14 protein-coding genes and 1 tRNA gene are annotated in these 12,571 nt (G+C 38.8%); 10 read left to right on the forward strand and 5 right to left on the reverse strand.

The annotated features are described in order from the left end of the window. Positions 1 to 69: 69 nt before the first annotated feature. Both ACOEN1_RS12830 and ACOEN1_RS12835 read right to left on the reverse strand, forming a co-directional pair. Positions 70 to 303 carry a PfkB family carbohydrate kinase gene (locus ACOEN1_RS12830; RefSeq protein ID WP_422487302.1) on the reverse strand — a complete coding sequence of 78 codons (234 nt, stop codon included), beginning with the start codon at positions 301 to 303 and terminating at the stop codon, positions 70 to 72. Between the two features lie 99 nt (positions 304 to 402). Further along, on the reverse strand, positions 403 to 1,419 hold the full coding sequence (locus ACOEN1_RS12835; RefSeq protein WP_422487303.1) for a YeiH family protein: 1,017 nt from the start codon (positions 1,417 to 1,419) through the stop codon (positions 403 to 405). A gap of 104 nt (positions 1,420 to 1,523) precedes the next feature. On the opposite strand from ACOEN1_RS12835, the gene ACOEN1_RS12840 reads away from it, so the two are divergent. From ACOEN1_RS12840 to ACOEN1_RS12865, 6 genes are all read left to right on the forward strand, one after another. Next, a complete protein-coding gene (locus tag ACOEN1_RS12840; RefSeq protein ID WP_422487304.1) occupies positions 1,524 to 2,417 on the forward strand; it encodes a LysR family transcriptional regulator in 894 nt (297 codons plus the stop codon). Positions 2,418 to 2,437: 20 nt separating this feature from the next. Next, positions 2,438 to 3,058: a hypothetical protein gene (locus ACOEN1_RS12845; protein ID WP_422487305.1), complete on the forward strand. Its 621-nt coding sequence runs from the start codon at positions 2,438 to 2,440 to the stop codon at positions 3,056 to 3,058. Positions 3,059 to 3,114: 56 nt separating this feature from the next. Next, positions 3,115 to 4,236, forward strand: coding sequence for an aminotransferase (locus ACOEN1_RS12850; RefSeq protein ID WP_422487306.1), 1,122 nt, complete (start codon positions 3,115 to 3,117; stop codon positions 4,234 to 4,236). 117 nt (positions 4,237 to 4,353) lie between these two features. Continuing rightward, complete coding sequence (locus ACOEN1_RS12855) at positions 4,354 to 5,343, forward strand: arsenic resistance protein (RefSeq protein ID WP_422487307.1); 990 nt, start codon at positions 4,354 to 4,356, stop codon at positions 5,341 to 5,343. Positions 5,344 to 5,539: 196 nt separating this feature from the next. Continuing rightward, positions 5,540 to 6,478: a TDT family transporter gene (locus ACOEN1_RS12860; RefSeq protein WP_422487308.1), complete on the forward strand. Its 939-nt coding sequence runs from the start codon at positions 5,540 to 5,542 to the stop codon at positions 6,476 to 6,478. A gap of 31 nt (positions 6,479 to 6,509) precedes the next feature. Further along, positions 6,510 to 6,977 (forward strand): C-GCAxxG-C-C family protein, encoded by a 468-nt coding sequence (locus ACOEN1_RS12865; protein WP_422487309.1) that lies wholly within the window; start codon positions 6,510 to 6,512, stop codon positions 6,975 to 6,977. Between the two features lie 48 nt (positions 6,978 to 7,025). Here ACOEN1_RS12865 and ACOEN1_RS12870 read toward each other — a convergent pair whose 3' ends face one another. From ACOEN1_RS12870 to ACOEN1_RS12880, 3 genes are all read right to left on the reverse strand, one after another. Next, entirely contained in the window at positions 7,026 to 8,624 is a 1,599-nt protein-coding gene (locus ACOEN1_RS12870) for an amidohydrolase (RefSeq protein WP_422487310.1), read from the reverse strand. Between the two features lie 172 nt (positions 8,625 to 8,796). Further along, complete coding sequence (mnmA, locus tag ACOEN1_RS12875; protein ID WP_422487311.1) at positions 8,797 to 9,909, reverse strand: tRNA 2-thiouridine(34) synthase MnmA; 1,113 nt, start codon at positions 9,907 to 9,909, stop codon at positions 8,797 to 8,799. A 66-nt stretch (positions 9,910 to 9,975) separates the two neighbouring features. Next, a tRNA-Ala gene (locus ACOEN1_RS12880) sits at positions 9,976 to 10,051 on the reverse strand. 121 nt (positions 10,052 to 10,172) lie between these two features. Here ACOEN1_RS12880 and ACOEN1_RS12885 point away from each other — a divergent pair. From ACOEN1_RS12885 to ACOEN1_RS12900, 4 genes are all read left to right on the forward strand, one after another. After that, on the forward strand, positions 10,173 to 10,394 hold the full coding sequence (locus ACOEN1_RS12885) for a hypothetical protein (protein ID WP_422487312.1): 222 nt from the start codon (positions 10,173 to 10,175) through the stop codon (positions 10,392 to 10,394). After that, positions 10,369 to 10,686, forward strand: a complete 318-nt coding sequence (locus ACOEN1_RS12890; protein WP_422487313.1) for a YbjQ family protein — start codon at positions 10,369 to 10,371, stop codon at positions 10,684 to 10,686. Before ACOEN1_RS12885 ends, ACOEN1_RS12890 begins: the two co-directional genes overlap by 26 nt. Positions 10,687 to 10,716: 30 nt before the next feature. Further along, complete coding sequence (locus tag ACOEN1_RS12895; protein ID WP_422487314.1) at positions 10,717 to 11,772, forward strand: AI-2E family transporter; 1,056 nt, start codon at positions 10,717 to 10,719, stop codon at positions 11,770 to 11,772. Positions 11,773 to 11,886: 114 nt separating this feature from the next. After that, complete coding sequence (locus ACOEN1_RS12900) at positions 11,887 to 12,486, forward strand: acetate uptake transporter (protein ID WP_422487315.1); 600 nt, start codon at positions 11,887 to 11,889, stop codon at positions 12,484 to 12,486. Positions 12,487 to 12,571 lie beyond the last annotated feature (85 nt).

A 12,571-nucleotide genomic window follows, 5' to 3' on the forward strand; every position in this document is an offset into this window, starting at 1 on the left:
TAAAAAGCCCAGAATCTTACGGGTTCTCTTCATTTTTTGTTTGTGAGGGTAAAATCGGTCATTTCCCGATTACCCCTCCTCAATGAGTTTCTTTCCATACATATCATCTCCCACAACCGAGTACATCTCGACCCTATTTCCCAGGAGTGCTATGTTTTCAGCGATATTTCTTCCAACACCTCCAGGAGAAAGCATGGTTTTTCCCGGATTGGAATCACCAGGGATAAGTTGCCCGTGTGGAAAACCTGCAATATCCATATTGATACCGCCAATAACTGCTACCTTGTTTTGAGTCTGCGACAAATTTATCACCACCTTCTAATGCTAGTGGAATAATTATACCCAACAAGATCAAAAAAACTCCGAGGAAACCGGAGTTTTTGGGGTATGACGAATATTATATCAAATCTGGCCAAGGAAGCTTTGTACAGCAAATGATACAATGACAACAAGTGTAGATATGAGGAAACCATGTGCCATAGGAAGCAATCCAGATTTGGCAAGTTTTGAGAAGTTGGTTTTTAAACCAATTGATCCCAATGCCATTACCATTAGGAATTTGCTGGTATCAGATAGTGTTAAACTTATTGAAGCAGGTATAAGGCCAGCGCTTTTTATACCAACCATAAGAAGGAACAAAGGGATAAACCAAGGGAATATCGCACTGATATCTACTTTTTTAGTAGAAACCAGGGAATCACCAATTGATTTGCTCCTTGAATTAATCCATGAGAAAATGAGGACTACCGGTACAATTGCCAGGGTTCTTGTGAGCTTTACAATAACTGCAAAGTTACCCGCTGCATCTGAAAAGGCATATCCTGCTGCAACCACCGAAGACGTATCATTGACTGCAGTGCCTGTCCACAATCCAAATCCAAGATCGTTCATACCAAAGTAGACTCCCATAAGAGGGAAGAGAACAACCATTACTACATCAAAAATAAATGTTGCAGAAATTGCATATGCAATTTGACTGTCCTCTGAATCTATAACCGGTGCAATTGCTGCAACAGCAGATGCGCCACAAATTCCAGTTCCCGCAGAAATCAAGCTGGATAGTCGCCAGTCCATGTCAAAAGCTTTCCCAAGGATATAGCCTCCTCCAAACGCTGCAAAAAGAGTGAAGGTCATAACTACAAGTGAATATTTGCCAACTTCGAGAACCTGGATAAAGCTCAAGCTTGTTCCCATCATTATAATTGCAAATTTTAAAACTTTTTTGGAGGTAAAGGTTAAACCCTTAAGGAATATAGGGTATCTTGTCATTAGAGGGTTAAAGAGCATTCCTAGAAGCAGGGAAATAACTCCCGCTCCCATGGCGTGTGCCGGCATAAGGTTACTTATATGTAAGGATAAAACTGCCAGAATAACCGACATCAGTATTCCAGGTGTTGTTAGTATCAATGATTTGTTCAAAAAGTCATCTCCTTCCTGTATAGATTGATTTTATCATTATTAAAGTATAAAATGAAGTTATAAATACTTATGTAACGATAAATATATATTATGGGAGTGATAAAGTGTTTGATCAGAGAATCAATACATTTCTTACAGTATGTGATAATATGAGCTACACAAAAGCTGCAGAAAAGCTTTTCATTACTCAACCTGCAGTGACACAGCATGTTAAATATTTGGAAAAGAGATATAAGACAAGCTTCTTTACATATTCCAACAGGCAGTTGAATCTGACTAAGAGCGGTATGGAGTTCAAGAGGTATCTTCAGGAAGGCAAGGCAAGAGAAAAGCTTATGTCTGAGAAGTTAAAGGAAATTGACCAAGGTTTAAAGAAGTTAAGATTGGGTGCAACCCTCACAATAGGAGAATTCACAATAGCACCATTTATAAGAGACTTCCATAAGAAATTTGATGACTACAGAATATCAATTCAGGTTGATAACACAAGAATTCTTATGAAGGAAATTGATAGTGGTTCTATCCATTTTGGTTTAATTGAAGGTTTATTCAATAAATCTGCATACGATTCCAGGCTTTTGATTTTGAAGGAATTTGTTTTGGTTGTTTCTCCTGAGAGTGATTTGGCCAGGAAAAGGGAAGTTCAACTTGCAGATCTCCTTGAGGAAACCTTGATCATCAGAGAAAAGGGGTCTGGCTCCAGAGAGGTCTTGGAAAGAGGTCTTGCTGAGCGAAATTATTCACTGGATGATTTCAGGGAAGTGATAAGAATTGGAAATGTAAATCTCATGAAAAAAATGGTCAGGGATGGGCTGGGTATAAGTTTTATGTATGAGGATGCAGTGCAGGATGAAATTAATGAAGGTAGTCTCGTGAGGGTCCACATCAGTAATTTTAACATATTGAGGGAATTTAATTTTGTGAGCATAAAGGATTCACCATTTCCAGAGGATTTGGATGTGTTCTATAAATATTTCAAGGAAAAGATTGCTGGTTAGAATAGGAAAGGAGAAGAGTTATGATACTGAATCATCAAGCCTTTCAGATTGGGAACGACTACGGGGGAAAACAGCAATGGTTATCAGAATCAGGAGTAAAGAACAAATTTTGGTCAGACCGCTCTTGCGGCGTCGCAGCTTCTGCAAATCTTATGACATATCTGGGAATTCAATATGAGGAGTTGGCAGACTTATACCATGGGAATTCAAAAGAAGACTACACTCATCTGATGGAAGAGCTATATGCTTATATTAAGCCTGGAATATTTGGCATACCAACTGTAGAAAAAATGGCAAAAGGTCTTACCAAGTATATGAACAGTAAGGGAATCCAGATGATGCCATGTACAAAAAAATGGTTATTTGATGTTAAGGATGGCAGCAGTTTCATAAGGGGAGGATTGGCACAGGGAACTCCAGTACTGCTTCTTACTTGGAACTATTCGGACAGGGAGCTAAAAAATCATTGGGTAACTGTAACAGGATGGGATGTAGTGTATGGTGAAGAATATATGACAGTTTCAAACTGGGGTAAAAAGAGGACTTATTCATATGACAAATGGGTTAGTGAAAGATCTTTGTTAAAGGGGGCGCTATACTTTTCCAGAAATAAGTGTCTGGATGCACCAGATATGATATGATTTATTTTATAAAATAATTTTGCTTGAGCCAATAATAATTGATTGGAGGAGTTCAGATGAAAATAAAACCGTTTAAGGTAGAACAGTGGATGAATGAATACGAGATGGATGCAAAATTCAATATCGCTGAGACATGTGTGGATTCAATGTCCTTGTCGGAGTTAATAAAAATTTCAGGAGTAGACAAGGACAGCTTGCTTGACGATATACTTGATTTAAAGATGACATATGGTTACATAACTGGAAATCCAAGACTTAAGGACGCAATTGCAGATCTTTACAAGGGAGTCGATCGAGACGACATATTAACAACAAACGGTGGGATAGGAGCAAACAACCTGGTTCTAAATACTATCGTCGAGCCTGGAGATGGAGTGGTGTCAATTATTCCCACGTATCAGCAGCTTTATTCAATTCCAGAGTCACTTGGAGCGGAAGTTAAGATAATGTACCTTCAGAAGGAAAATCATTTTCTTCCGGACATTGAAAAATTATCTGGGATGGTAGATAAAAACACAAAGATTATTTGTTTAAACAACCCCAACAATCCAACCGGAGCATTGATACCTGAGGATATGATGATTCAGATAGTTGAAGTAGCAAAAACAGTGGATGCATACATCCTTTGTGACGAGGTATACAGAGGACTAAATCAGGATGGTAGCTATCAGAAATCAATAGTAGAGCTTTATGACAAGGGAATTGGTACAAGCAGCATGTCAAAGGTGTTTTCACTTGCAGGACTTAGATTGGGGTGGATAGCAACAAGAAATAAGGATTTGATGGAGAGGTTTTTCAGCCACAGGGATTATAGTATAATAAGCTGCGGAATGATTGATGAGGTATTCGGGGCTCTGGCTCTTGAAAACAAGGATAAGATACTTCAGAGAAATCGTTCAATAATAATAGAAAACCTACAGATTCTGGATGACTGGATAAAAGCACATGAAAAGTACTCCTATATTAAACCTTTAGCCGGTACCACTGCCTTGGTTTTTTATGACTATGACATCAGTGCATTTGAGTTTTGCATTGGACTAATGGAGCATTCTAAAACCTTTGTTACACCGGGGTCTTGTTTTGAATATGAAAACAGCTTCAGGATAGGATACGCATCCTCAAAGGAAACATTAATTGAAGGATTGAAGAATATGGAAGATTACTCGAAAACCCTATAAATGGAAATAGAAAAATGCTGGGAGCTCCCGGCATTTTTTCTTGACAAAAGAGGAGAGAGGATATAAGATATCATAGAATACCCAGAGGGGGTATATAATATCTTAGGAGGAATTACAATGTTCAAAATCCTTGCACATATAAAGAAAAAGCTTGTCATCTACTTACCCGTTACAATGATACTTGCAATTATATTCGGATATTTTATGGATCCAACACCATTTAAGGCCTTGGTTCCAGCAGTTGTATTCTTTATGGTTTATCCAATGATGATAACATTAAGATACAGTGAATTGTTTTCCAAAGGAAATACAAAACTACATTTGGTAGCACAGGGAATCAACTTTGTTATTTTCCCTTTGATGGGGTTTTTGATCGGTAGAATCTTTTTTCCTGGCAATACCCATATTATGATGGGACTTCTTCTGATGGCACTTCTTCCAACATCCGGAATGACAATATCCTGGACTGGATTTGCAAAAGGCAACGTTTCGGCAGCCATAAAGATGATGGTTGTTGGCTTGATACTTGGATCAGTATTAATGCCTTTCTACCTGAATGTTTTTATGGGAGAAACAGCAGGGATACCATTTATGAAAATCATTAATGAAATAGTCAAAGTAGTATTTATACCAATGGCTTTGGGTTTTACGACTCAGAAAATATTATTGAAAAAGTTCGGGAAAGATCGGTTTCAGAATGAATTCAAAACTAAAATCCCACTGATTGCAACAGCTGCTTTAATCGGTATAGTATTCATTTCAACTGCAATGAGGGCAAAGGTTATAGTTGCTGACCCTGCGATGCTAGTAAAAATATTCTTGGTTCTATCTGCTTCCTACGCAGTAGCGTTTCTTGTTGTAACGATTATTGCAAGGTCAATGTTTGAAAGAGAAGATGGTATTGCACTCATCTATGGAACAGTAATGAGAAACCTTTCAATTGCATTGGCAATAGCACTTTCAATATTTTCTACTTCTGGTCCAGAGGTGGCACTTATTGTAGCTGTTGGTTTTGTCGTTCAGATTCAAGGTGCAGCCCTTTATCTTAAACTCGTAGATAAGGTTTACATACCTAATCTAAGCATTCCATTGCTTGAGTCAAACTAAATCGAAGAATTGAAAGGCATCGATCAAATAAGTTGATCGGTGTTTTTTTGCATGTAATCACCTGTATTAAATTATTTTATTGATAATGATTACTCATAAGAATAACCAATTTGAATCGATAAATAGATGTATGGTAATATATAAATACATCTTTTTACGTGACAAAAATTTATCAAATATAATAAGGAGGGTTTGGATGAAGAGTATTATTGAGAGAGTCCCGGTGCCGATAACTGGTCTTTTCCTTGGTCTTGCGGCGACTGGAAATCTTGTTCAAAGCTACGGAGAGAGCTATAGAAGCATTTTTGGTTTTGTAGCATTGATTCTGTTTATTGCAGTTTTGCTTAAGTTGATTCTAAATGGAGAAGCGGTAAAAAAGGAACTGGAAAATCCTGTGGTTGCAAGTGTATATCCAACACTGACAATGGGCATGATGCTACTGGCTACATATTTGAAACCTGTAATGCCTGGCATAGCACCGTATTTCTGGGGAACTGCTATTATTCTACATAGTTATTTGATTATTCGTTTCAGTGTAAGATTTCTAAAGGATTTTAATATCAAGAAGGTTTTTCCATCCTGGTACATAGTTTATGTAGGTATTGTGGTGGGTTCAGTTACAAGTCCTGCTTTTCAGATGCAGGCTTTAGGAAGGATATTATTTTGGTTTGGTCTGGCTTCTTATTTTGCTTTACTGCCTGTAGTTCTTAAAAGGGTTTTGGTTGTAAAAGAAATACCTGAACCGGCCTTGCCTACATTTGTAATAATGTGCGCACCCGCCAGCTTGCTTTTGGCTGGTTATATGAATGCATTCCCTGTAAAGAGTATTGTGATGGTGTTATTTCTTTTGGCATTATCACAGGTGACATACATATATGTACTTGTAAAGCTGCCGAAGCTTTTGGGACTTAAGTTTTATCCCTCATACTCGGCATTTACATTTCCAATGGTAATAACTGCAATATCCCTAAAAGCTACAGCAGGATATTTTAGCAACCTTGGTATGGACAACAATATTCTTGGTGCACTTGTTAAGTTGCAGGAATTTGTGGCAGTTGCTCTAGTTCTATATGTACTTGCAAGATATTTGGTCCATATGCGACCATCTGCAGTGAAAATAAAGGCAGCAGCTTAATTGTAAAAACTATAAGGAGGAATTATACATAATGAATAGACAGGAAATACTGGATAAGGTAAGAGAAGAAGCAGAAGGATATTTTGATAGAGGGGAATTCTTTTGCTCGGAAGCAGTTGCTCAAACAATCAATAATGTTCTTGGGAAACCATACGATGAGAATATAGTCAAAATGGCATCAGGCTTTCCAATCGGAATGGGTAAATCAGGTTGTCTTTGCGGTGCAGTAAGCGGTGGACAGATGGCCCTTGGAATGGTATATGGAAGAGTTCATGGGGAAGCCATGAAAGACGAAATGTTTCCAATTGCAGCTGATCTTCACGATTTTGTAAAAGAAGAGTACGGCTCAAATTGCTGTAGGATAATAACCAGACAGTGGACTGGAGACAACTTCAAAAGCCCTGAAAGGAAAAGACACTGTGTAGAAATAACTGGAAAGGTTGCAGAGTGGGTAGCTGACAAACTGATTGAAGATGGGAAAATTGAAATAGAAGGATAGAAGAAAGGGTAGCTTCCGATGTTGAAGCTACCCCTTATTTGAAGTCAATTAACCTTGATATACTACATTCCCTCCAACTATTGTCTGCTCTACATTCACATCCTTGATCTCCATAGAAGGAATAGTAAAGATATCTCTATCAAGAATGACCATATCTGCTACATAACCTGGCTTAAGTCTTCCTTTGAAGTCTTCCTTGAATTCGTTGTAGGCGCTCATAATGGTGTATCCGTCAATTGCATCCTCAACCGACATATTTTCTTCAGGATAATATCCTTCCTCTGGCGTACCATCAAGCCTTTTTCTATTTACTGCTAGATATATATTCTCGAATGGATTGCAGTCCTCTACGGGTGAGTCAGTGCTTAGACTGACTGGTGCTCCCATTTTATACAAGGTGTTGAATGCATAGGATGTTTCAGCAAGCTCATCACCTATTCTATCATTGATAATCGGAATATCTGATTGAAGGAAGATAGGCTGATACATGACTGCAAGCTTAAGCTCTGCAATCTTTTCCAGCTGTTTTCCTGTGGTAATCTGATTATGAACAATTCCATGTCTTAGAGTATTTACGCCGTCATCCATTATTCTCTCATAGGTATCGATAACACTTTGAATGGCACCATCCCCGATAGCGTGTGTGACTACCCTTATGTCCTTATCAGCAGCCAATCTGCAAAGCTGGAACAGCTGCTCATCGCTTAATGCCTCAACTCCGCGTTCTCCTGGAGCATCGTTGTAATCCTTTTGCATAAGAGCAGTCCTTGCACCGAGTGACCCATCCTTAAATAGCTTCAAAGCTCCCTTTGAATAGAATTTCTCGTCGTATCGACCGTTTAAGTGTTCTGTCTCAAGATAATCCCTGAAGTCATCGATTTCCTGGAAGTTGAACTGGTGTCCGTATCTGAATTTCAGCTTACCACTGTCTGCAATTCCCTGTATTGTTTCGAATACCTTCTTGTAGTCCTTGTTCATGATATCACAGGATTGAACAGATGTGAGACCTACACTGACTGCATAATCCATGGCCATAAGGAAGTCCTTTTCAATATCCTCCTTTGTCTTCAAAGGGATTATGGACTGAAGGTATCTAACCGCATTTTCATTGAAGATTCCGTTTGGTTCACCGTCAGGTCCCAGTTCAATCTTGCCTCCGTCAACCTCTGTATCTTTTTTGACTCCAAGAATTTCAAGTGCCTTGCTGTTCCCAACGGTCACATGGATGCAGACCCTGTCAAACACCAGTGGAATATCAGTTGAAATCTTATCAAGGTCATGCTTGTTGAGGAGTCTCTTTTCGCCACTAACAAAGTTATCCTGATTCCATCCTTTTCCAACCAGTACATCAACATCAGGATTTTTTGATAGATAATCCTTCCCGATTCGGATGACATCATCGATGGATTTAGCTTCTGTCAGCATGCAGGAATTCATATTGGAACCAATCATGTTAATATGAAGATGACTGTCGTTAAGTCCTGGCAATACGGTTTTCCCTTTAAGGTCAATGACTTCATCACAGCTAATTTGAAGGATATCATTATTTGCACCAACAGCCTTGATGATTCCATCAGATATCAGCATGGCCTCTTCAAAATATCCCTTTTCCACATAAATTTTACCATTTTTATATATTCTGTCCATAAGCTACCTCCTGGTTTTTGTTCTTCAGCCAAATTTTCTTGTATAAAGCTTCAAACTTAAGAAGCTCTTTATTTAATGATATGATTAAATGGAGGAAATTACAATACCAAGGCGATAAAAGGCTTAAACAATCTATTCAGATAAGGAATGCCTGGGCAAGAGCCCAGGCATTTTAGTCAATGTTAATGTAGTTGTATATTTCCTCAAGTGGTTTGATGGATTTGATTATTGCACTTCCAAGACAAACCTCTTCTTGGTAGAATACGGCAATCTGACCAGGTGTAACAGCCTTTACCGGCTCATCGTATACAACATGTAGAGTGCCGTCATCACTCTTATGAACAGTGACTGGGATATCCTTCTGTCTGTATCTGAATTTAGCTGTGCATTTTAAAGGTAAATCAGGTTCCCTTTCAACAATCCATGAAGGGTCCTCTCCAACAAGTGAAGTTGAGAAAAGAGCAGGATGCTGTGAGCCCTGAGCGACATAAAGCTTGTTGTTCTTAAGACTCTTTCCAACCACAAACCAGGGTTCTCCAGTTCCGACACCACCAATGCCAATACCTTTTCTCTGTCCAAGGGTATAGTGGATAAGCCCAGTATGTTCGCCAACAACATCGCCTTCAACATCGATAATTTCACCTGGCTTTGATAGAAGATATCTGTCCAGAAATTCATCGAAATCTCTTTCGCCGATAAAGCAGATTCCAGTGGAATCTTTTTTAGCTGCAGTATAAAGGTTATGCTCCTGAGCTATTTCCCTCACCTCGGATTTTTCAAGATGTCCAATGGGGAATAATGTCCTTGAAAGAGCTTTTTGCCCGATTCGGGATAAAAAGTAGCTTTGGTCCTTGTTGTTGTCCTTGCCTCTAAGTAGAAGGTAGTCACCATCTCTTTCCTCTACCTGTGCATAGTGGCCCATTGCAATATAATCTGCATCAAGCTTAAGGGCGTAATCCAGGAAGGCATTGAACTTGATCTCCTGATTGCACATTACATCAGGATTTGGTGTCCTTCCCTTTTTATACTCTTCAAGGAAGTAGCTGAAAACTCTGTCCCAGTATTCCTTCTCAAAGTTTATAGTATAGCATGGAAATCCCAGCTCAGTGGCAACTCTCCTTGCATCTTCGGCATCCTGAGCTGAAGTGCATACACCATCAGGGCCCTTCTCGTTCCAGTTTTTCATAAAAAGACCGACTACATCATATCCTGCTTTTTTAAGGAGCAAAGCCGAAACTGATGAGTCGACTCCTCCGCTCATACCTAATATCACTTTTTTTGCCATATATATCAATTCCTTTCAAATCCCATAAAAAAGCCACTTCAGCAAATTATGACGAAGCGACTGTGCTGGTGGAGATAAGGGGATTCGAACCCCTGGCCTTCTGAATGCCATTCAGACGCGCTCCCAACTGCGCCATACCCCCAAATATAATAATATGATAGCATCTGAAAAATATTTTGGCAAGGACTTTCAACCTTGGAAATTAGTTGTTGCCCGCGAGAGAGTAAAGTGTTAAATTAGAAACAAGATAGGAGGTCGCAAATATGTACATAAAGAAATTGATTGCACCTATTATAGTAACAATTTTGCTTTTATCGTATTACGGATTTATATTGCTTAATTTAGTGAGAATACCTGAATCTATGGGTATAAGGATTCTGTTGCTAGTAATACCGTTGGGATTTATGGGTGTTAGTATCTATGTGCTATTTGAAAGAATAAAAGAGATAAGGAGTGGTGATGAAGATGATCTTGGTAAATACTGATTACATAAGTGGAAAGACAGTTGATACTCTCGGTCTTGTTAAGGGTTCCACCATACAAAGCAGAAATGTCGGAAGGGATATAACACAAGGTTTTAAAACTCTTGTAGGTGGAGAATTAAAGGCTTATAACGATATGATGAATGATGCCAGGGCTCTTGCTACAAAGAGAATGGTTAAGGAGGCTGAAGATCTTGGTGCTGATGCCATAATCAATATCAGATATGCCTCTGCAGCAGTTATGTCAGGTGCGGCTGAGGTTATGGTATACGGAACCGCAGTCAAGTTTCTTTAGATTGACTTATAGTTAGAACGGAGTGATCAGATGCGAATTGCCATACCAGGCAAGAAAAAGATGTTTGATATAGGAATGATTTTACTCGCCGTTGTTCTTTTAATGGTAATATATAAACCACTTGTAAGAGTAATCAATCCATTTATTTATGCCCTTGTACTTGCCTATATTCTAAATCCGCTGGTAAAATTTCTAGAGAAGAGAAAAATGAGTAGAACCGTGGCAATACTTATTGTATTTTTACTATTCTTTGGAATAATAGGAATTGCTTTTGGAACAATTATACCAAGTCTTACAGGAGATCTTAGTGGTTTTATTGAAGATATTCCCAATATTGTAGGTTTTGTGGAAAATCTTATCGTAGAGCTTAGAGCCGGTGAAATTACTTTTATTCCAAAGGAAGTCCAGGATTATCTTAACGTTGAGGACCAGCTGGATAGATTGGGGGAGTTTTTAAAGAATGCATTCAGAGGCATTTTCAATGTACTGGTAAACTCAACTGGAACACTTCTTGACATAATAATTACACCCATCATTACATTTTACTATCTAAAGGACAAGGATAAAATCCTTAAGGCGTTAACAGAAGATATTCCTGAATCAGGAATTTCAAAGTTAAAGGAATTTGGCAAGGATATGGATAAGGTGTTTGGAGGATTTATAAAGGGACAGCTTACAATTGCTGCATTTGTTGGTGTATTAACCGGTGTCGGATGCTTTTTTATTGGTGTGCCCTATGCACTTACAATAGGTCTTGTTGCTGGTATCACCAACATAATTCCATACTTTGGCCCCTGGCTGGGAGGAGTGTTGCCGGTTATCCTGGGATTTATGGAGAGGCCTCTAATGGCACTTTGGGTAATAATCCTTATAGTTGTAATTCAGCAGATTGAAGCCGCATTCCTGTCACCGCAGATAATGTCACACTCAGTAGGACTCCATCCCTTGCTGGTTATGTTTTCAGTTTTATTCTTTGGCAGCATGTTTGGGATACTTGGGATGATAATAGGTGTGCCACTTATGGGAATACTCAAAGTTTTGTTAGGATATTTAAAGGAATTCCGAAATATAGTAAAGACTGAGTAAAAAAGATGAAAAATTTGTTGGTTTAATACGATTATCATTGCTTTGGACATCTTTTCGGGATATAATGTTCATCGTGCTATATGACACGAAAATAACAATATTTTGGAGGGAAATATGTCGGAAAATAATGTAACAGCAACTTCACTATTGAAAGAACCTACGGGTAACCCAGCTCCTCTTGGACTCTTGGGATTTGGTATGACTACAGTATTACTTAATCTTCACAATGCAGGGCTTATAGAAATGAGTGCGATGATTCTTGCAATGGGAGTATTTTATGGTGGTCTGGCACAGGTTATAGCTGGAATCATGGAGTGGAAGAAGAACAATACCTTTGCAGGAACAGCCTTTATATCATACGGTATGTTCTGGGGAACATTCGTAGCCATAAAACTTATGCCAGTACTTGGATGGGCAGAAGCTCCAACAGGAAAGGCGCTGGCAGCTTATCTATTTATGTGGGGATTGTTTACCTTCGTAATGTTTATCGGTACCCTCAGGATCAATAGAGCTCTACAGGTTGTTTTCGGAACCCTTACAATCCTGTTTATGCTTTTGGCAATTGGTGATTTCACAGGCAATCATGCATTGATTGTAATTGCCGGATATGAAGGAATATTTTGTGGGTTCTCAGCAATTTATACAGGGTTGGCACAGGTGATCAACGAAGTTTACGGCAAGGAGATACTGCCATTGGGAACTGTGAACAAGTAATATTTGGTTTAAAGGGGTAATCGGGAAATGACCGATTTTACCCTCACAAACAAAAAATGAAGAGAACCCGTAAGATTCTGGGCTT

The organism is Gudongella sp. DL1XJH-153 (genome assembly GCF_049310905.1).
In the GTDB taxonomy this organism is placed as follows: domain Bacteria; phylum Bacillota; class Clostridia; order Tissierellales; family Tissierellaceae; genus Gudongella.

Excerpts from the sequence above, each read along its gene's own strand:
- ACOEN1_RS12860 (WP_422487308.1), top strand. The coding sequence starts at position 5,540 with ATGAAGAGTATTATTGAGAGAGTCCCGGTGCCGATAACTGGTCTTTTC.
- mnmA (WP_422487311.1), bottom strand. The coding sequence starts at position 9,909 with ATGGCAAAAAAAGTGATATTAGGTATGAGCGGAGGAGTCGACTCATCA.
- ACOEN1_RS12870 (WP_422487310.1), bottom strand. The coding sequence starts at position 8,624 with ATGGACAGAATATATAAAAATGGTAAAATTTATGTGGAAAAGGGATAT.
- ACOEN1_RS12900 (WP_422487315.1), top strand. The coding sequence starts at position 11,887 with ATGTCGGAAAATAATGTAACAGCAACTTCACTATTGAAAGAACCTACG.
- ACOEN1_RS12845 (WP_422487305.1), top strand. The coding sequence starts at position 2,438 with ATGATACTGAATCATCAAGCCTTTCAGATTGGGAACGACTACGGGGGA.
- ACOEN1_RS12885 (WP_422487312.1), top strand. The coding sequence starts at position 10,173 with ATGTACATAAAGAAATTGATTGCACCTATTATAGTAACAATTTTGCTT.
- ACOEN1_RS12850 (WP_422487306.1), top strand. The coding sequence starts at position 3,115 with ATGAAAATAAAACCGTTTAAGGTAGAACAGTGGATGAATGAATACGAG.
- ACOEN1_RS12865 (WP_422487309.1), top strand. The coding sequence starts at position 6,510 with ATGAATAGACAGGAAATACTGGATAAGGTAAGAGAAGAAGCAGAAGGA.
- ACOEN1_RS12895 (WP_422487314.1), top strand. The coding sequence starts at position 10,717 with ATGCGAATTGCCATACCAGGCAAGAAAAAGATGTTTGATATAGGAATG.
- ACOEN1_RS12855 (WP_422487307.1), top strand. The coding sequence starts at position 4,354 with ATGTTCAAAATCCTTGCACATATAAAGAAAAAGCTTGTCATCTACTTA.
- ACOEN1_RS12890 (WP_422487313.1), top strand. The coding sequence starts at position 10,369 with ATGAAGATGATCTTGGTAAATACTGATTACATAAGTGGAAAGACAGTT.